Source organism: Paenarthrobacter sp. NPDC058040 (assembly GCF_042885775.1).
Taxonomy (GTDB): domain Bacteria; phylum Actinomycetota; class Actinomycetes; order Actinomycetales; family Micrococcaceae; genus Arthrobacter.
The window spans coordinates 91,587-109,484 of sequence record NZ_JBHVRN010000017.1 but is presented as its reverse complement, the minus strand read 5'-3'; the positions used below and the strand labels follow the sequence as shown (position 1 = coordinate 109,484).

The 17,898-nt window shown below is 63.1% G+C and carries 18 protein-coding genes; 8 read left to right on the top strand and 10 right to left on the bottom strand.

The features are described 5' to 3' along the window. Positions 1–350 precede the first annotated feature (350 nt). Complete coding sequence (locus tag ACFVSJ_RS21315; protein WP_387439084.1) at positions 351–500, top strand: hypothetical protein; 150 nt, start codon at positions 351–353, stop codon at positions 498–500. Between the two features lie 15 nt (positions 501–515). Here the strand turns inward: ACFVSJ_RS21315 and ACFVSJ_RS21310 are convergent, their stop codons facing one another. Genes ACFVSJ_RS21310 through ACFVSJ_RS21300 form a run of 3 tightly spaced genes read right to left on the bottom strand, consistent with a single transcriptional unit; the run spans position 516 to position 3,153 of the window. After that, positions 516–1,349 carry an alpha/beta fold hydrolase gene (locus ACFVSJ_RS21310; protein ID WP_387439083.1) on the bottom strand — a complete coding sequence of 278 codons (834 nt, stop codon included), beginning with the start codon at positions 1,347–1,349 and terminating at the stop codon, positions 516–518. A 49-nt stretch (positions 1,350–1,398) separates the two neighbouring features. Further along, positions 1,399–2,253 carry an alpha/beta fold hydrolase gene (locus tag ACFVSJ_RS21305; RefSeq protein ID WP_387439082.1) on the bottom strand — a complete coding sequence of 285 codons (855 nt, stop codon included), beginning with the start codon at positions 2,251–2,253 and terminating at the stop codon, positions 1,399–1,401. A 9-nt stretch (positions 2,254–2,262) separates the two neighbouring features. Continuing rightward, positions 2,263–3,153 carry an alpha/beta fold hydrolase gene (locus ACFVSJ_RS21300; RefSeq protein WP_387439081.1) on the bottom strand — a complete coding sequence of 297 codons (891 nt, stop codon included), beginning with the start codon at positions 3,151–3,153 and terminating at the stop codon, positions 2,263–2,265. A 56-nt stretch (positions 3,154–3,209) separates the two neighbouring features. On the opposite strand from ACFVSJ_RS21300, the gene lysS reads away from it, so the two are divergent. The 6 genes from lysS (at position 3,210) to ACFVSJ_RS21270 (ending at position 11,783) form a co-directional block, all read left to right on the top strand. Next, the gene (gene lysS, locus ACFVSJ_RS21295) at positions 3,210–4,739 is read left to right on the top strand and encodes a lysine--tRNA ligase (RefSeq protein ID WP_387439080.1); all 1,530 of its coding nucleotides are present in this window, start codon (positions 3,210–3,212) and stop codon (positions 4,737–4,739) included. Between the two features lie 2 nt (positions 4,740–4,741). Then, positions 4,742–4,915 (top strand): hypothetical protein, encoded by a 174-nt coding sequence (locus ACFVSJ_RS21290; protein ID WP_387439079.1) that lies wholly within the window; start codon positions 4,742–4,744, stop codon positions 4,913–4,915. A gap of 127 nt (positions 4,916–5,042) precedes the next feature. After that, complete coding sequence (locus ACFVSJ_RS21285; protein WP_387439078.1) at positions 5,043–5,372, top strand: Lsr2 family protein; 330 nt, start codon at positions 5,043–5,045, stop codon at positions 5,370–5,372. A 394-nt stretch (positions 5,373–5,766) separates the two neighbouring features. Further along, positions 5,767–8,259 carry an ATP-dependent Clp protease ATP-binding subunit gene (locus ACFVSJ_RS21280; RefSeq protein ID WP_387439077.1) on the top strand — a complete coding sequence of 831 codons (2,493 nt, stop codon included), beginning with the start codon at positions 5,767–5,769 and terminating at the stop codon, positions 8,257–8,259. 84 nt (positions 8,260–8,343) lie between these two features. Further along, entirely contained in the window at positions 8,344–9,579 is a 1,236-nt protein-coding gene (locus ACFVSJ_RS21275; RefSeq protein ID WP_387439076.1) for a glycosyltransferase, read from the top strand. Positions 9,580–9,686: 107 nt separating this feature from the next. After that, positions 9,687–11,783, top strand: coding sequence for a S9 family peptidase (locus tag ACFVSJ_RS21270; RefSeq protein ID WP_387439075.1), 2,097 nt, complete (start codon positions 9,687–9,689; stop codon positions 11,781–11,783). A gap of 1 nt (position 11,784) precedes the next feature. Here ACFVSJ_RS21270 and ACFVSJ_RS21265 read toward each other — a convergent pair whose 3' ends face one another. The 3 genes from ACFVSJ_RS21265 to ACFVSJ_RS21255 all read right to left on the bottom strand — a co-directional run bounded on the left by ACFVSJ_RS21265 (position 11,785) and on the right by ACFVSJ_RS21255 (position 13,303). Then, positions 11,785–11,937 (bottom strand): hypothetical protein, encoded by a 153-nt coding sequence (locus ACFVSJ_RS21265; protein ID WP_387439074.1) that lies wholly within the window; start codon positions 11,935–11,937, stop codon positions 11,785–11,787. 143 nt (positions 11,938–12,080) lie between these two features. Next, complete coding sequence (locus ACFVSJ_RS21260; protein WP_387439073.1) at positions 12,081–12,659, bottom strand: hypothetical protein; 579 nt, start codon at positions 12,657–12,659, stop codon at positions 12,081–12,083. Further along, complete coding sequence (locus ACFVSJ_RS21255; protein WP_387439072.1) at positions 12,656–13,303, bottom strand: TetR/AcrR family transcriptional regulator; 648 nt, start codon at positions 13,301–13,303, stop codon at positions 12,656–12,658. Before ACFVSJ_RS21255 ends, ACFVSJ_RS21260 begins: the two co-directional genes overlap by 4 nt. An 80-nt stretch (positions 13,304–13,383) precedes the next feature. On the opposite strand from ACFVSJ_RS21255, the gene ACFVSJ_RS21250 reads away from it, so the two are divergent. Continuing rightward, the gene (locus ACFVSJ_RS21250; RefSeq protein ID WP_387439070.1) at positions 13,384–14,421 is read left to right on the top strand and encodes an NAD(P)-dependent alcohol dehydrogenase; all 1,038 of its coding nucleotides are present in this window, start codon (positions 13,384–13,386) and stop codon (positions 14,419–14,421) included. Positions 14,422–14,644: 223 nt separating this feature from the next. Here ACFVSJ_RS21250 and ACFVSJ_RS21245 read toward each other — a convergent pair whose 3' ends face one another. The 4 genes from ACFVSJ_RS21245 to ACFVSJ_RS21230 form a co-directional block, all read right to left on the bottom strand. Beyond that, entirely contained in the window at positions 14,645–14,995 is a 351-nt protein-coding gene (locus ACFVSJ_RS21245; protein WP_387439069.1) for a hypothetical protein, read from the bottom strand. A 100-nt stretch (positions 14,996–15,095) separates the two neighbouring features. After that, positions 15,096–16,529 (bottom strand): sugar porter family MFS transporter, encoded by a 1,434-nt coding sequence (locus ACFVSJ_RS21240; RefSeq protein WP_387439068.1) that lies wholly within the window; start codon positions 16,527–16,529, stop codon positions 15,096–15,098. 199 nt (positions 16,530–16,728) lie between these two features. Next, positions 16,729–16,998: a hypothetical protein gene (locus ACFVSJ_RS21235; RefSeq protein WP_179015024.1), complete on the bottom strand. Its 270-nt coding sequence runs from the start codon at positions 16,996–16,998 to the stop codon at positions 16,729–16,731. 44 nt (positions 16,999–17,042) lie between these two features. Next, positions 17,043–17,870 (bottom strand): sugar phosphate isomerase/epimerase family protein, encoded by an 828-nt coding sequence (locus ACFVSJ_RS21230; RefSeq protein WP_387439067.1) that lies wholly within the window; start codon positions 17,868–17,870, stop codon positions 17,043–17,045. Positions 17,871–17,898: the final 28 nt, after the last annotated feature.

The following is a 17,898-nucleotide window of genomic DNA, read 5'->3' as shown; positions in this document are numbered from 1 at the left end:
GTGTGGGAGAGTAGGACACCGCCGGACACTAATTACAACGGGAGCCCCGACCACGACGGTCGGGGCTCCCGCCATTTAACACCACAAACCACACCAAACGTCGGCCAACGCACCGTTGCGGGGCCCGCACAACGCCCCAAAACCACGAAATACAACGCAGAACAGGCCCCACAAACCGACCCGGGTGGGCGCACTCGGCTCCGCCCCGTTCAGCGCTCAGGGCATTCGAGTACGGCCTCCAGCCGCAAAGGCACCTTCTTCGCTGTCCTGACGGGTGCCTCCATCTCGGCCTACACCCTGGTTGACGGTATGGGCGTCAGGCTTTCCGATGCGCCGCTGGCCTACATAGCGTGGCTGTTCCTGCTCCAGGGCTTGTTGATCCCCGTGGTGTGCTGGCAGGCATCATCGGCGCTTTGTTCTTCAAGGAGAGGTTCAGCGGGCTCCGGCTTGGACTCACGGCAATAGCTGTTGCCGGAATCGTGGCCCTCCAGTTGGGCTAACCCGCGGTAGGGGAGTCAGCCGGAGAAGAACCCTGACAATTCCGCGATCAGCTTGTCCGGTGCCTTGTTGGGGCCATCGTGCCCAAAGCCGGGAAGGATGGTGTAGCTCGAGCCGGACAGGACATCGTGGATCTGCCCACAGGCCACCCCGAAGTAGGCCGGGCTCTTCTCGCCCACTACGATCAGCGTTTCCAGCGGCAGCGCGAGGAATGGCTCGGCGGGCATGTCGGCGGCAATCACGGCCTTGATCTCGCGGACGCCGCACGTCATCAGCTCGCGCATCTGCTTTCCCAAGGGCGTACCGGCCGCCAGTTTGGTGGCGAGCGTGAGCATGGACAGCGGCATGCGTGCGAAGGCGCCGCCCGTCTCGACGCCCTTGATCAGCACGGCGAGGCCGCGATCGTAGTCTCCTGCCGCCGTCGCGCGCTCGTAGTCGTCCGTCCAGTCCGCCTTGACGCTCTGGTTGACGGAGACGGCGGGGTCGTACACGGCGAGGCGTTCCACGGGCAGCGTACGAGCGGCGTGCAGGGCCACGGCACCGCCGAAGCTGTGCCCGAAAACGTCCGTGCTGGAGGTGTGCTGCATGACGGCATCGAGGTCGCGGATGTCGGCTTCCAGCGTGTAATCCTCGGCCTGCGGTGACGAGTCGCCGCGCCCGCGGCGGTTGAACGTGTGGACGGGCCGGCCCAGCGCTTCGCTGAGTTTCTGCGCGAAACGCGTGTAATCGGAGGCCGTCACCATGGAAGCAGGCACGACGACGACGCCGGAACCTGCCGCCTTCAGGTCACCTCCCGTGGTGAGTACTTCGAGGTGTCCGCCGTCCGCTGTGGTGATGATCTCGCGCGTCATGACTTGAGCCTAGCCGAGCCACCTGAACGGCGGCCGGATACTGCAGGGATCAGCGTTTAAAGTAATCCGAAATGTCATGGACCAGTTCTTTCACGGCTGCCGGTACGGAGCCGTGGAAGCCCCGCGGCGAGACTTCCAGGGTGCTGCCGGGAACGGCCCGGTTCAGCCTTGCCGCCGTGACCTTGTAGAACTGCGGACTCCGCTTGCCCACCATGAAATGCGTAGTGGGCGGCAGGACGGAAAAGTCCCGGGGTGTCGCGTCCGCTTCGAAAGCGGCTTTCAGCTCGCCCACTCCGGAGGGAAGCAGTTCGCGGAAGAGTTTGTTGACCTTGGTCCGTGACACCACGGCCATCAGCCCCGCGAGGATTGGCTCGGGAACGCGTGCCAAGGCCGTTCCGGGCTGCATGCCGCGCTTCATCTTAGCCAGCGCCCGGCTCACGTCACCAGCGTCCACGGCGTCGGCAAATCCAGCCAGCCAGTCGGTGTCCATGCTGCCGTCGATGTTGACGGCGGCATCGTAGACGGCCAGCTTGGCAGGCTCGTGTTCCGTTCCAGCAAAGGCGAGCCCTGCGTTGAGGGCCACGGATCCGCCGAGGCTGTGTCCGAGGACGTTCCGCCCATTCGTGGCATCCATGATGGTGCGGACGTCCGCGATCTCTGTTGCCATGGAGTAGTTGTGTGGCTGGTCGGTGGACTTGCCACGGCCCCGCCGATCGTAGACGTCCACGGCCCAACCGTCCCCGAGGCCCTTTGCCAACGCGATGGAGAAGGGACGGTAAATCAATGCGGTCAGGAAGGCTCCGCCGATGACGATCACCCGGCGTTCCCCGGGGGCGTCTTCGGTGCCGTACGTATATAAGGCGAGTGTGCCGCCGTCGTGCGTCTTGATGTCGCGTTCCCTCACCGGATCATCCTAGGTGGCGACGGCCGCGGAAACGGGGTCACCGGACAGGAAGCGCGCGATTCGCGTCGCGAGGCGTTTGCCGGGGCGCAGGGGGCCTTCGTGGAACTGCAGCGGCACAACGGCAAAGTCGATCGCCGGCACGGCGCCCGCCAGGACCCGGCCGGTTTCGGCGAAGTAGGACGGGCTCCAACCGCCGCTGAGCATGAGCGTCGGCGTCTGCAGGCCGGTGAAATCGCCCAGCTTGGCATCGACGGCGAGGACTGCCCGCATCTCCGTGACGGCAGTGGGCAGGAGTGAGCGCATCTCCAAACCCAGTCGCGTCTGGGCCGAAATGATGCTGAGCACGCGCAGGGCGCCCATGGGCAGGTAGGAGATTGGCCCTGCCGTACCCAGCCCCTGGACCAGGTGCGCCCAGGCGTGATCAAGTTGGCCGGCCGTGACTGCTTCCTCCAACTCCGGGCGCCAGCGGCCGTGAAGGTTCCCGGACAACGAGACGGCGGCGTCGTAGGTCACCAGGCGGTTGATGCTGGTTCCGCGAACGGCGTTGAGGGCAACGAACCCGCCATAACTGTGGGCAACGACGTCGGACGAGCCGGTCTCGCGCAGCACGGCAGCCAGATCCGATACTTCGGTCGCAACAGAATAGTCGGCGGGCTGGGGAGCGGAGTGTCCGCGTCCACGCCGGTTATAGCAGTGGACCGGCCGCCCCAACAGGCTGCTGAGGTTCCGCGCGAATGGCCAGTAGAGCGAATCGGTCACCAGGGTGCCGTGCACAATAACGACGCCGGCTGGTTCGGCAGGTGCCTTCGAGCCTGGAATCGAGGCCGCGGACACCGGACGGAAGGTGTGCACCTCAAGCTGGCCACCGCCGTCGTCTGTTTCAACAGTCCATGTCTCCACAGCCCGAGTCTATGACCGGAAGTAGCGGGCCGTAATCGGCGGTAAACTTAAGGATTGTGACTTCCGCAAACACCTCCGCCCCAAACACCTCCGCCGAGCCTGTCGATGCCAGCGAGCAGATGCGCATCCGTATGGACAAGCGTGCCAAGCTGATCGAGCGCGGCGTCGAGGCCTATCCGGTGGGCGTTGAACGGACGCATTCGCTGGCTGAAATCCGCGAGAAGTACGCGCACCTCGAAGCGGACCAGACCACGGGCGATGTTGTGGGCGTCACCGGTCGCGTCGTGTTCGTGCGCAACACCGGCAAGCTGTGCTTCGCGACGCTGCAGGAAGGCGGCGTGGACGGCAAGGGCGTCCGGCTGCAGGCAATGCTGAGCCTTGCCAACGTCGGCGAGGAAGCCCTGGCCGAGTGGAAGGCCCTGGTGGACCTTGGGGACCATGTGTTCATCAAGGGCGAGGTCATTTCCTCCCGCCGCGGTGAGCTCTCCGTCATGGCCGATTCGTGGTCCATGGCTTCCAAGGCGCTGCGTCCGCTCCCGGTGCTGCACGCCGAACTCAACGAGGAAACCCGCGTCCGCCAGCGGTACGTGGACCTCATGGTCCGCGACGAAGCCCGCGAAATGGTGTACAAGCGGGCGGCGATTACGCGCTCGGTCCGCGACACCCTGGACCGCCATGGCTACGTCGAGGTTGAAACCCCCATCCTGCAGCTGGTCCACGGTGGCGCCACGGCCCGTCCGTTCGAGACGCACATGAATGCCTTCGACCAGAAGATGACGTTGCGCATTGCCACGGAGCTCTTCCTGAAGCGCGCAGTGGTTGGCGGAATCGACCGTGTTTACGATATGGGCCGGGTGTTCCGCAACGAGGGCGTCGACTCAACCCACAGCCCTGAATTCACCACGCTTGAATGCTATGAGGCCTGGGCGGACCAGTTCGTTATGGCCGAGCGCATGAAGGAAATCATCCTGAATGTGGCCGACGTTGTGGGCACGCGCACCATCCAAACGGATGCGGGCGAGATTAACCTCGACGGCGAATGGGCTTGGATTGCGGTATATCCGGGGCTTTCCGAGGCTGTTGGTGTCGAAATTACGCCGGACACCACGGTGGACGAATTGCTGGCCATTGCCGCCAAGCACGAGGTCAAAGTGGATCCCAAGTGGGACGCCGAGAAGCTGGTTGTGGAATTGTTCGGCGAGATTGTGGAACCCACGCTGCTCAACCCGACTTTCGTCTACGACTACCCGCCGTCTGCGCAGCCGCTGGCCCGTCCCCACCGCGAGGACGGCCGGCTCATCGAGGCCTGGGACCTGATCATTGGCGGAATGGAGCGCGGTACGGCGTTCTCGGAGCTCATCGATCCCGTGATCCAGCGCGAACGGCTCACGGAACAGTCACGCCGCTCTGCTGCCGGCGACGTCGAAGCCATGCAGTTGGATGAGGACTTCCTCCGCGCCCTCGAATACGGTGCACCGCCCATGGGCGGTATTGGCCTGGGCATTGACCGTTTGGTCATGCTCTTTACCGGGGCCGGCATCCGCGAAACCATTTTGTTCCCCTTGCTGAAGCCTGAAGGTCACTGATCATGGAGTACATCGCCGTCCTGGCGCCATCAGTTGTTGTTGGTTTGATCTTCTGGTTTGCCATGAAGTCCATATTCAATGCGGACAAATCCGAGCGCCAGGCGGAAGCCCGTGCGCAAGCCGAAGCGAATCTGCGCAATTCCGGCTCCGATGACGGGGAAGCGGCCGCTAAATAGCCCGGGAATAGGCGGGTCAAGGCAGTAATCCACATATGCCTTTGACGTGCGCAGGTGCCGTGAACGATAATCAGGAATAGCAACATGGGGATTTCTGAATATCAACCCTCCAAAAGAGAGGCTACTCATGGCACAAAAAGTAAAAATCATCCTCGTTGACGACTTGGATGAAGGGGCAGCTGATGAAACTGTCCGTTTTGGCCTTGACGGTGTGAGCTACGAGATGGACTTGTCCACCGCAAACGCAGCTTCCCTGCGTCAGGCTCTGGAGCCATACGTCGCCAAGGCACGGAAGACGTCTTCTTCCGGTCGGGCAACCCGGGGTCGCGCTACGGCTGCGCGGAGCCAGGATTCGGCCCAGATCCGCCAGTGGGCGCGGGATAACGGTTACACGGTCAACAGCCGTGGACGTATTCAAGCTGAAATTCAGGAAGCGTACCAGAAGGCGAATTCCTGATTCACCGCCTCAAAGCCCCGGCATCAGTGCCGGGGCTTTGGTGTTTAACGAGGTGCACCGGCGGCTGGCCCTAAACCTCCGCGTGGGTATTTTGCGGAATCACACTTCTGAAGTGCTTGAATTTTTTCGCCCTCCCTTGGATTCCGGGAAAGTGGGCTGACTGGGGAGGCGTAATCGGCTGCGCCGGTTAATGCCGATCGAGCCGGCCGGGGTGCGTGTCCCGGGCGTCAGGGGGCATGGGCTTCCACGCCGGATGGGGGTGGGTCGGGGCGAAGGGGCTGCAGCACAAGTTTTATTCCGCAAGCCCGTCATGTTTCCCCTGTGGCGAACACGCTCCAAAAGTCCCGCCCCGGCACGTAGCATCAAAGTACGTCGTAGCTAGGAGTGTGGCGAAATGTTTGAGAGATTTACGGACCGTGCCCGTCGCGTGGTCGTCCTTGCCCAAGAAGAGGCACGGATGCTCAATCACAACTACATCGGTACAGAACACATCCTCTTGGGTCTGATCCACGAGGGTGAAGGCGTTGCCGCCAAGGCGCTTGAGTCCCTGAGCATCTCGCTCGACGGCGTCCGCGAACAGGTCCAGGAGATCATCGGCCAGGGCCAGCAGGCTCCGTCCGGTCACATCCCCTTTACCCCGCGCGCCAAGAAGGTACTTGAGCTTTCCCTTCGCGAAGCTCTTCAGCTCGGCCACAACTACATCGGCACTGAGCACATCCTTCTCGGCCTCATCCGCGAGGGCGAAGGTGTTGCAGCCCAGGTGCTGGTGAAGCTTGGCGCCGACCTCAACCGGGTCCGCCAGCAGGTCATCCAGTTGCTGTCCGGCTACCAGGGCAAGGAAACCGCGGGTTCGGGTTCCGGCCAGGGCCAGCAGGAAGGAACCCCTGCCGGTTCCGTGGTGCTGGACCAGTTCGGCCGCAACCTCACGCAGGCTGCCCGCGAGAACAAACTCGATCCTGTGATCGGCCGCGAGCAGGAGATGGAACGCGTCATGCAGGTCCTCTCCCGTCGCACCAAGAACAACCCCGTGCTGATCGGTGAGCCCGGCGTCGGCAAGACCGCCGTCGTCGAAGGCCTCGCCCAGGCGATCGTTCGTGGCGATGTCCCGGAGACCATCAAGGACAAGCAGCTGTACACGCTTGACCTCGGTTCCCTGGTTGCCGGCTCCCGCTACCGCGGTGACTTCGAAGAGCGCCTGAAGAAGGTCCTCAAGGAAATCCGTACGCGCGGTGACATCATCCTCTTCATCGACGAGATCCACACGTTGGTGGGTGCCGGTGCTGCCGAGGGCGCCATTGACGCCGCGTCGATCCTGAAGCCGATGCTGGCCCGTGGCGAGCTCCAGACCATCGGTGCCACCACGCTGGACGAGTACCGCAAGCACATCGAGAAGGACGCCGCCCTTGAGCGCCGCTTCCAGCCGATCCAGGTCAAGGAGCCTTCGGTTGCCCACGCGATCGAAATCCTGAAGGGCCTGCGGGACCGTTACGAGGCACACCACCGCGTGACGATCACCGACGGCGCCCTCGCCTCAGCCGCGCAGCTGGCCGAACGCTACATTTCGGACCGCTTCCTGCCGGACAAGGCGATCGACCTCATCGATGAAGCCGGCGCCCGCCTGCGCATCCGCCGCATGACCGCTCCGCCGGAGCTCAAGGCCATGGACGAGCGCATTGCGGACGTGAAGCTGGAGAAGGAATCGGCGATTGACGCCCAGGACTTCGAGGGTGCCGCTTCGCTGCGCGACAAGGAGCAGAAGCTCATTGCCGAGCGCGCAGAGAAGGAGCGCAACTGGAAGTCCGGCGGCATGGACGATATCTCCGAGGTTGACGAGGACCTGATCGCTGAAGTCCTCGCGAACTCCACGGGTATCCCGGTCTTCAAGCTCACCGAGGAAGAGTCCTCGCGCTTGCTCAAGATGGAAGACGAACTGCACAAGCGCGTCGTTGGCCAGGACGAGGCCATCAAGGCCCTGTCGCAGGCCATCCGCCGCACGCGTGCCGGCTTGAAGGACCCCAAGCGGCCGGGTGGCTCGTTCATCTTCGCTGGCCCCACCGGCGTTGGAAAGACCGAGCTTGCCAAGGCACTTGCCGAGTTCCTGTTCGGTGAAGAGGACGCCCTCATCACGCTGGACATGTCCGAGTACTCCGAGAAGCACACGGTTTCGCGTCTCTTCGGTGCTCCTCCGGGCTACGTTGGCTACGAAGAAGGCGGCCAGCTGACCGAGAAGGTCCGTCGTCGTCCGTTCTCCGTGGTGCTGTTCGACGAAGTTGAGAAGGCCCACGCCGATCTCTTCAACTCGCTGCTGCAGATCCTGGAAGACGGCCGCCTGACCGACTCCCAGGGCCGCGTGGTGGACTTCAAGAACACCGTGATCATCATGACCACCAACCTGGGTACCCGCGACATCTCCAAGAGCGTCGCTACCGGCTTCCAGTCCGGAACCGACACCCAGACTGGCTACAACCGGATGCGTGCCCGGGTTACGGAAGAGCTCAAGCAGCACTTCCGCCCCGAGTTCCTCAACCGTGTTGACGACGTCGTGGTGTTCCCGCAGCTGACGCAGGACGAGATCATCGAGATCGTGGACCTGTTCGTTACCCGCCTGGAGCGCCGCCTCAAGGACAAGGACATGGGAATCGAGCTCACCAAGGCCGCCAAGGTCCTGCTCGCCACCCGTGGTTACGACCCCGCAATGGGTGCCCGGCCGCTGCGCCGCACCATCCAGCGCGAGATCGAGGACCAGCTGTCCGAGAAGATCCTGTTCGGCGACATCCACACCGGCGACATCGTTGTGGTGGACGTCGAGGGTGAGGGTGACGAAGCCAAGTTCACCTTCGAAGGCAACGCCAAGCCGCGGATCCCGGAGATTGCTCCCACCGCGTAAGGCAGAAGCGACACAAGCAGAGTGCCCCGCACATTCTCCTAGGAGTGTGCGGGGCATTCGTGTTTCCAGGAAGTGGGTCTCTTGATGCGGGTTTTGATGGTGGCTCCGGGCACGCGCGGAGACGTGGCACCCATGGCCGGGTTGGGTTCGGCGCTGCAGGAACACGGTTTGGAGGTGGCCATCGCGGCCAACCCGGCCTATGCCCCGCTCGTTGTGTCATCCGGCTGCGAATACAGGGTGCTTCCGGGCGACCTGACCCGGATCATCCAACGAACGGACCCGGAGGAAAAGCCCTCCTTCAACGACATCCGGACATCATGGCAGGCCCTCGGTGGCTACATGGAGCAAGCTGCGAGCGGGACGCTTGCCGCGGCAGAGGCGGGTGCGGACGTCATCATGGCGAACTCCGTGGCGCCGTACGCCTACGATGTCGCGGAAGCACTGGGCATCCCGGCCATCGGAGCCCACTTGCAACCGGTGGAGCCGAGTTCGGCGTATCCGCCGGTGCTGCTCGGTTCTGCCCGCGACCTGGGTGCAGTGGGCAACAGGGTGATTGGCAAAAGGGTTCTTGCAGGACCGGCTCCTTACGATGCTCCGAGTGCCAGGCTTCGCCGTGGGCTCGGCCTGCCCAGGCTGTCCCGCCAGGCTGCCCACCGCCGTCGTACGCGTCACAACGCCACCATCCTCCATGGCATCAGCCCAGCGGTCCTGCCGCGTCCGGCGGATTGGCATCCGGGGCTGGTCATGGCAGGGTACTGGTGGCCTCCGGCCCGGCCCGGCTGGCAACCGGGCGGGGACCTGATGGATTTCCTTGCGGATGGTCCACCGCCTGTGTTCGTTGGATTCGGAAGCGGTGCCACGGTGGATGCCGGGCTCGTCGTCGAGGCGACACGTCGTGCGGGCGTGCGGGCTGTCCTCCAGGGCGCGGATGGCGTGTCCGGGGATGACGTCCTTGGCATTGGCGACGTCCCGCACGAGTGGCTCTTTCCCCGGATGGCTGCCGTGGTGCACCATGCTGGTGCGGGTACGACGGCGGTCGGCCTCCGGGCGGGGGTGCCAACAGTTTGCGTTCCGGTCTTCACGGACCAGCCGCTGTGGGCCTCGCGTGTGGCCGCCCTTGGAGCCGGACCGCAGCCCATCCCGTACAAGGAGCTCACGGCGGAGCGCCTGGGCGACGCCATCGCGGAGGCGGTCAGGTCGCCGTCGTACGCTTTCCGGTCGAAGCTCCTCGCGGCGCGCATCGCGAGCGAGGACGGAACCCGGCCGGTACTCCAAGCCCTGGCCCAACTAAGTCGCAATAGTGCGCGTTTACACGGCTGAAAACGCGCACTAATGCGACCCAGTTGGGCACGGGCAATCTGAAAGTAGTGTTTCACTCTTAGTGAACCACCCTGTGATCCCCGGCACATTCCGTGTTGAATCGGAGCATGGATTCGACTGGCTCCCACACCCCGCAACCCAAATCTCCTTTCCACGATCTTGACCACTACCTGGCCATCCCACGGGTCAGTGGACTCGCCCTGAGCCCTGACGGCACGCGCTTGGTTACCACCGTCACGACGCTGAACAGCAAGGGCACAGAGTTCAGGGCGGCACTCTGGGAGCTCGATCCCACTGGGCAGTCGCAGGCACGCCGGATTACGCGCAGCGCCAAGGGCGAGGCCGGCGCCGCCTTCGCGGCCAATGGCGATCTCTACTTCACCTCGGCCCGGCCGGATCCCGACAGTCCGGACGATGATCCAGTCAACGCCCTCTGGCTGCTGCCGGCCGCTGGGGGAGAAGCGCGGGTTGCCCACTCGCGCGCCGGCGGGGTCGGCTCCGTCCTGGCCGCCGCCGATGCGGACGCAGCCTTTGTTGTCGCCGAGGTCCTGGCCGGTTCCACTGATGAAGAAAACGATGAAGAGCGCCGCAAGGCCCGCAAAGACAACAAGGTCTCGGCCATCCTGCACAGCGGCTACCCGGTACGCTATTGGGACGCCGACCTTGGCCCTTCGCAGCCGCGGATCTTCGCCGTCGAAACCGGTCCCGTTAGTGAGCCCGGCAAGCCCGCTACCGTTGACGCCGAACCGCCGGTGTCGCTGCGGAACCTGACACCCGGCGTCGGGGGTTCGCTCCGGGAAGCGAAAACCGTGGTGAGTCCCGACGGGAAGACTATCTACACGAGCCTCAGCAAAGCGCTCGCGAAGGCCGACAGTCGTGAGGTGCTGGCCGCCGTCGACGTCGCGACCGGCGCGGTCAAAGTGCTGCTGGACCACCAGGGCATGAGCTACTTCCCCGGCCCGGTCAGCCCTGACAACCGCACGCTGGTGGTGCAAAGCGAGAGCGACACCACCCCCACGCAAGCTCCGCAGGTCAAGCTGCACCTCCTGGATGTCTCCGGCGGCGAAACCACGGACCTGATGCCGCTTGCCCATGACTGGGACCGATGGCCGACGCCGGTTGCCTGGCTCCCGGACGGCAGTGGCCTCCTGGTCACGGCGGACGACGACGGCGCGTCGCCGGTTTTCCGGGTGGACGTCGCTGACGGTGGGGTCACGCGGGTGACGAAAGACGCGGCGGCGTACACCGACGTCGTGGTTTCGCGGGACGGAAGCACAGCGTATGCGCTGCGGAGTTCCTATGAGTTCCCGGCGGAAGCCGTGCGGATCGATCTTTCCACCGGTGAGGTGGTTCGACTTCCGGCACCTGCGGAGCGGCCTGTTTTCGCGGGGCGGCTGGAGCGGGTAGAGACGACGACGGCCGATGGTTCGCGGGTTCCTGCGTACCTGGCTCTGCCTTCGGATGCCTCTGACGGGGCACGTGCACCGTTGTTGCTGTGGATCCATGGCGGTCCTTTGAGTTCCTGGAATGCGTGGACCTGGCGATGGAACCCCTGGCTGCTGGTGGCCAAGGGCTATGCCGTGCTGCTTCCCGACCCGGCGCTGTCCACGGGTTATGGGCAGGCGTTCATTCAGCGCGGCTGGGGTGAATGGGGCAAGAAGCCATTCTCGGACCTGATGGCAATTACTGATGCCGTGGTTGCGCGTGCGGACATTGATGAGACCCGGACCGCGGCCATGGGCGGTTCGTTCGGCGGGTACATGGCCAACTGGGTGGCCGGGCAGACCGATCGCTTCAAGGCGATCGTGACCCACGCCAGCCTGTGGGCGTTGGACCAGTTCGGGCCGACGACTGATGCGGCGCAGTACTGGCTGAAGGAAATGACCGCAGAGATGGCCATGGAGAACTCGCCGCACTTGAGTGTCGGCAACATCAAGACGCCCATGCTGGTGATCCATGGCGACAAGGACTATCGCGTGCCCATCGGTGAGGGGCTGCGGCTTTGGTACGAGCTGCTTTCGAAGTCCGGACTGCCTGCGGGTGAGGACGGGCAGAGTCCGCACCGGTTCCTGTACTTCCCCGACGAGAACCACTGGGTACTCCAGCCGCAGCACGCCAAGGTTTGGTACGGGGTGGTGGAGCACTTCCTCGCGAAGCAGGTGCTCGGGGAGGACGTGGAGTTGCCGGGGGAGTTGGGGGTTTAGCTCAGCTGGCGGACATGCGGCGGATACCGGCGGCGTAGGCGTCGAGGACATCAAAGATGCCGCGGTGCTGCCACACGCGCTCGCGGTCGCGACCCGATGATTCGGTCAGCACGCCGCGCTCGGTCAGGGCATCGAGCGCGCGCAGTGCGGCCATTTCCCCGAGTCCGAGGGTGCGTCATGAGATACCTCGTGTTCACTGCCGGCTGGCCGATCAATGTGGGAAGTATTTTCCACGCCGCCGCATCCGAGCGCAGCCCTGTCAGCTTGGCCCGGGACTCCTCAAGCTGCTCGACGAGGTCATCGACGAGCTGTGATCCGGTGGAGGCAGCGATCCGGCTCGCCGTTGCGAACTCGCGGACGATCGGGCCGGCGTCGCCCTCGCGGAAGGAGCCCAGGGCTGCGAAGTAGCGCTCTGTGTGGACAAGGAGTCCCGCCGAGATTGGCGCCGCGGTGGAGCCGACGAGGCCCTTGTCTGATGTGATCGGCAAGCTGAAGGGCTGCCTCCATGTCCCGGACGTTGCCAATAACTGTCAACGCGTTGGCCTTGTTGCCCTCCTCGATTTCGGTGCGCTCGCCGATTTCGGCGAGTGCGAGCTGCTGGGCTGAGGTAGTCAGCTGTTCGATCTGGGAGCTGGAAGCCGACTCGGTCCGCAGAAGAATTGCCGTCATCGGCCCCAGTGCGGGGTTGTTTGTCCCCAGCGTGCGTTGGGCGTGCTTGTCGAACGCGACCAGTTGACGGGTGGCATCTTCGATGTCGGCAGAGTCCTCGCCTGAGATGTGGGGTGTCCAGTCCGCGATCGAGGCCGTCACGCTGGCCTGGTAAGGGCCGGCCTGCCGGTCCACCTCGGCTCGCGAGTACAACCCTCGGCTCGTCATTGAACTGGCTCCAGCGCGCCCAGGATCAGTTCGAGTCCATGGGCGAATTCGTTGCCGTAGTCGTAGCCCGGCTGCATGACCACCTCGGTGGCAATCTCCACCATGTGCGGGTACTCGCCAGTGGCGAACCGTTCCATGATGGGTGCGGCCACGTCGGCCATCGGTTCGGCGCCGGCAATGGGGAGCGCGGCTTCCTGGAGCGCGAAGCCGTAGATGTAGCTGTCCAGCAGCGAGTACGCCCGGGCCGTCTGCTGCACGGTGAAGCCGGCCGCCCTGAGAGTGGCCAGGGTTGCTTCGTGGTGCTTCAGCGTGGCGGGGCCGGGTGCTTTCCGTGATTCCAGAAGCCCGACGGCCCAGGGGTGCCGCCGAAGCACTTCCCTGGCTGAGTGCGCTCGCGTGCGCATCTCTTCCTTCCATGCGCCTCCGGCTGTTGGGGTGTGGATTTCTCCGAACACGAGGTCCACGAGTCCGTCCAGGATCTGGTCCTTGTTGGCCACGTAGTAGTACAAGGACATTGGCTTGGTGCCCATGCTCTGCGCGAGCGAGCGGATGGACAATGCCGCGATTCCTTCGGTGTCGGCGAGTTCAAGGGCTTTGAAAAGCACGTTCTCCCGGCTGAGATCCGGCCTTCTGCTGGCACCCATGAACTGACTCCTTCCGTTTTCGTACAGTGTACTGTAACGTCATTTTCGTACAGCGTACGAAGATGTTTGGAGGCTCTGTTATGAAAATTCCACAACGTACCCGCAGTGATCTTCGACAGTCCGCCAGCATGCGTGCCGTGGTCCGCGAAACCTACGGCGGTCCGGAGGTGCTGGAGGTGAAGCGGTTGCCGCGCCCGGTGTGCTCGGCGCGTTCGGCGGGTTCGGCGCGTTCGGGCAAGGAAGTGCTGGTCAGGGTCCACGCGGCCGGAGTTGACCGCGGCGCGTGGCACATGATGACGGGCCTGCCGTATCTGGGGCGTCTTGCCTTTGGTTTTGCGAAGCCCCGGGACCCTGCTTTGGGCATGGACTTGGCCGGGATTGTGGAAGCGGTGGGACCTGAAGTCACCAGGTTCAGGGTTGGCGACGCGGTGTTTGGTGCCGGCCGTGGTTCGTTCGCCGAGTATGCCGTGGCCCCTGAAGCGAAGTTGGCTGCCAAGCCGCTGGGTCTCTCCTTTGAGCAAGCAGCCACCGTTCCAGTCTCCGCGGTCACCGCCCTGCAGGGCCTGCGTGCTGGACGGGTTGCGGAAGGGCAAAGGGTCCTGGTCACGGGCGCGTCCGGCGGTGTGGGAAGCTACGCGGTCCAGCTGGCCAAGGCCTTCGGCGCTGAAGTTACGGGCACATGCAGTGCCGGCAAGATGGACTTTGTCCGCAGCCTTGGCGCAGACAGTGTTCTGGATTATGAAGCCGAGGACTTTCTTGATTCCGGACCGTACGACCTCATCCTTGATATCGCAGGCAACCCCCGGATCTCCCTTCTGCGCCGGGCCTTGACTCCTGCAGGGACGGCCGTAATCACCGGCGGGGAGGGCGGCGGTGCTTTCGCTGGCGGGCTGCAGCGGCAATTGGGAGCCGTTATGTTGTCGCCGTTCATCAGGCAGCGATTGACGATGTTTTTCGGAGTGGTGCGTGCTGGTGACTTGGAAGAGCTTGCTGGGCTCATTGATGCGGGGAAGGTTGTCCCGGCGTTGGATCGGACGTTCCCACTCGACCGTGCTGCGGACGCTCTTCGGTATCTGGAACGCGGGGGAGTGCGCGGGAAGGTGGCGCTCGCGGTTTGAGGGTGTGTGCGGGGGCGTCTTTCAGCCCCGGAGCTGTGTGGGGGCGTGGGTTGCGGCGAGGGGAATGGTCTTACCAAAGGATCCTTTGATGGGACACCGCGGATATGATCACTCGGCTTCCGGAGCCCCGTGGTTTCAACAGCGGTCACGTCCTACCGAAGTGTCTTACTTTGCCGTTCTCAAGAAAACTCTTCTTGAGCCATTGTTCGGACCCGAAACACACCTAGTTCTCTGCGCGGATGAAAAGATCAGCGTCGTCGTCGGCCGGGCAAGCTGCCGATATCAGCACGTCTCGCATGAAGATGCGCTTGCCTGCCGACCTCCCAGTCCAGAACCAGCAGATTTTTTCCCGCTCCGCTTGCGTCATTGCGCGGATGGTTCCACCCCCGTCCAAGCGCTCAAGATGTTCCCACATGTCACTGACTGTAGAACCTTCAAATTGTGTCGCCTGAGCTTCACGGGCAAGATCACCGACGGTGTCGGGCCGGTGTGCTTGCTCTATTAGAAAGGCAGCGAAAACTGGTTTCGGGGATGCCTTGCCTTCGGGGTATCTCCCCGGTGCTCGTTTAGCCATCAGGCTTCGCCGAGACTTATGAGCTTCATGCGCAAAAGCGTCCCTTCGTGAAGTGGCCTATGTGTCTTGGTGGTGGGGTACCCCACCACCAGGCATTGCGTCAGGCGTTTTGGACCTTGAAGCTCTCTTCGAACTCTTCCAGGCTGCGGCCGCCCGTTTCGGGCAAGAACTTTGCCGTGAAGGTGATGGCGATGATTCCGAGTATGGCAAAGAGGAGGAATGTTCCGAAGCCGATTGCAGCGACCACGGGCGGGAAGACGAGCGAGACGGCGGCGTTGGTGAGCCATAGTACGAGTGTCGACGCCCCGATCATCAATCCACGCATGCGTAGTGGGAAGATCTCTGAGATCATCAACCACGCGAGCGGGCCGATGGTGGCCTGCATCATGGCAATGAAGGCGAGGATGAAGACGAGGAGGAGCCAAGGGCGGATCGGGTCGTTTTCGGGGAGAAGGATTCCTACTAGTCCGACGCCGGCGTGGGCTGTCGTGGTTCCGATGAATCCTGTGAGCATCATGCTGCGGCGGCTGACACGGTTGATGATGTAGAGGGCTATGAGCATGGGAACTACCGAGGCGACGCCGTTGAGGACGTTGAAACCAAGTGCGGCGTTCCGGTCGAATCCGGCTTGTTCGAGGACCTGGGTGCCGTAGTACATCATGGAGTTGATTCCGGTCAGTTGCTGGAAGATTCCGATTCCGAATCCGATGAAGAGCAGTCGTCGTGTCCAGCGGTTGGAGAGGACTTCCTTCCACGAGCCGAGGTTTTCGAGCCGTTCCTGGTCTGCCAATTCCATGACTTCAGCCATTTCTGCGTCTGCCCGTTCCTTGGAGCGCATGGTGCTGAGCACAGTGTGGGCTTCTTCGTCGCGGCCCTTGGAGACGAGCCAGCGGGGACTCTCCGGCATGCGCAGCATTCCGAAGAACAGGACGAACGCGGGAAGGACGGCGACAGCAAGCATGTACCGCCAGACGTCAGGATGGCTGCCCCAGATGTTGCCGATGATGGCGTTGATCAGGAATGCAAGGAACTGGCCGCTGACGATCATCAGCTCATTGCGGGATACGAGGCTTCCGCGCTTTTCGAAGGGGGCGACTTCGGCAAGATAGACGGGCACGGTGACGGACGCGCCACCGACTGCGAGTCCAAGGATGAAGCGGAACGTAAGCAACACATCGTATTGCGTGGAGAGGGCAGACCCTATTGTTCCGATGAAGAACAGGACGGCTAGGACGATGATAAAAGGGCGTCGGCCGTACTTGTCAGAGATCTTCCCGCCCAAGAGGGAGCCAACGGCGGCTCCAATCAAAAGGACGAAGGTGATGAGGCCTTCTTCCCAAGCAGAAATATTGAAGTAGCTGCTCATGAAGCCCAGCGCGCCGTTCAGTACGCCGGTGTCGTAGCCGAACAGCAAACCGCCGAAGGTGGCTATGACGGTGATCATGCCCAGGCGTTTGTTGTACGCGCCCCGCCCCATGGCGGGAAGCTGCTTTCGTCTTCCGGTGCTGGAAGTGACTTCGAGGCTGTGGACCATTAGAACGCTCCTTCGCGTTTCCTTGATTTGAGGGCGCAGCTGAGGCGCCGGCTAGCCGGAGTGGATGAATCTGCGGCGTTAGAGATGCACTACTTCGTGTGGCAGTGGATCAGTTGCATGGGAATTGGCCGTCGTCCGGCTACGTCGTGGAGGATCTGCGGGGTGCGGACAAGGGCTTGGAAAAGCAGATACGGCGTTGCTATGCCGCGGGTTTGGAGTGCAGGCGTGCATGGGGCCTTTGGTGGGTGGGGGTCGATTCCCACTTGTATTCGATCCACACGCTGAAGCCTTGGGAACGTTCAAACATGGAGCGCGGTTCGGCCCCGTGGGCGGCCAGCCAAAGAATGGATCCGTCGGAAGTCACGCCGTCGACGAATCCTGCCCTGACGAATCTGTCTTGGTGACGGATTTCCACCAGCTCCCCGACCAGGGGAAGCCAGTCGTGTTGAAGATGAAGTTTGTCCTGCAAAACTGCTCCTCACGACCCCAGAGGCGTACTCCTGGAGTGCATGGTCAGGTACGTTCAAGTACGTTTTCTGGATGAGTGGTCGCTTTGAAGCACCGCTGCGCTGTTGAATAGGCCAGTTCAAGTGCTTCCCGGACCGGCAGCGAGCGGTGTTCGGTGGACAGAATTTCCACACCCCACGGCCCTTTGAAACCAATGCCTTGGAGCGTGTTGATGAAGCCTGTGACGTCTTGGTCGCCGTACCCGCAGAGGCGGCGGTGGTCGCGGGTGTCCTCGAAGAGACTGCCGCGGACTTCGGCGTCGGCGTCATTAAGTTCAACGGCGAAGATTTGGTCTGCCGTTAGCTTTCGGGCGAGCTCCTCCAGCGTGGTTCCGTATCGGAAGACGTGCCAGTAGTCGATGACAAGGCCACAGCCGGGGTGTCCAACGGCGCGCATCAGGTCCGCGGATGTCGGGATGGACTGGGCCATGGAGAAAGCTATGGGTTCCAGAGCGATCCGCGTGCCCCGGGATACCGCCTCCGTCGTGAGCCGGCGCAGCGGCACGGCCAAAGGGGTGTAATCGGGAAGTTCGTCCCCGAACGCGGTCCCCACTTTGATGAACTTAGCGCCCAGTACCTCTGCAGCTTCCAGCAACAGGTCGAACTGGGGCCGCCATTCGTGGGCTTTTGATTCGTCCCACCAGTTACTCAGGAACTCGACCTCGATGTGGCGGAAACCTGCGTTGTCAATGAGTTCCCGAAGGCCGCGGAAGCCGATGGTTTCCTTCACCTTTGCCAGATCATCGTGGGCGAGCCCGAAGCCCGACCAGCCGGTCGAGGCGAGAGCTTCTACCCGTTCGTCAATGGGGACGGGACTGGTTTCTGGAACTCTCAAGGGTGCTGTATCACCGGCGCTGGTCCAA

Excerpts from the sequence above, each read along its gene's own strand:
- ACFVSJ_RS21270 (WP_387439075.1), top strand. The coding sequence starts at position 9,687 with ATGGATTCGACTGGCTCCCACACCCCGCAACCCAAATCTCCTTTCCAC.
- ACFVSJ_RS21260 (WP_387439073.1), bottom strand. The coding sequence starts at position 12,659 with ATGACGAGCCGAGGGTTGTACTCGCGAGCCGAGGTGGACCGGCAGGCC.
- ACFVSJ_RS21310 (WP_387439083.1), bottom strand. The coding sequence starts at position 1,349 with ATGACGCGCGAGATCATCACCACAGCGGACGGCGGACACCTCGAAGTA.
- ACFVSJ_RS21250 (WP_387439070.1), top strand. The coding sequence starts at position 13,384 with ATGAAAATTCCACAACGTACCCGCAGTGATCTTCGACAGTCCGCCAGC.
- ACFVSJ_RS21285 (WP_387439078.1), top strand. The coding sequence starts at position 5,043 with ATGGCACAAAAAGTAAAAATCATCCTCGTTGACGACTTGGATGAAGGG.
- ACFVSJ_RS21245 (WP_387439069.1), bottom strand. The coding sequence starts at position 14,995 with ATGGCTAAACGAGCACCGGGGAGATACCCCGAAGGCAAGGCATCCCCG.
- ACFVSJ_RS21240 (WP_387439068.1), bottom strand. The coding sequence starts at position 16,529 with ATGGTCCACAGCCTCGAAGTCACTTCCAGCACCGGAAGACGAAAGCAG.
- ACFVSJ_RS21290 (WP_387439079.1), top strand. The coding sequence starts at position 4,742 with ATGGAGTACATCGCCGTCCTGGCGCCATCAGTTGTTGTTGGTTTGATC.
- ACFVSJ_RS21280 (WP_387439077.1), top strand. The coding sequence starts at position 5,767 with ATGTTTGAGAGATTTACGGACCGTGCCCGTCGCGTGGTCGTCCTTGCC.
- ACFVSJ_RS21265 (WP_387439074.1), bottom strand. The coding sequence starts at position 11,937 with ATGGCCGCACTGCGCGCGCTCGATGCCCTGACCGAGCGCGGCGTGCTG.
- ACFVSJ_RS21255 (WP_387439072.1), bottom strand. The coding sequence starts at position 13,303 with ATGGGTGCCAGCAGAAGGCCGGATCTCAGCCGGGAGAACGTGCTTTTC.
- ACFVSJ_RS21275 (WP_387439076.1), top strand. The coding sequence starts at position 8,344 with ATGCGGGTTTTGATGGTGGCTCCGGGCACGCGCGGAGACGTGGCACCC.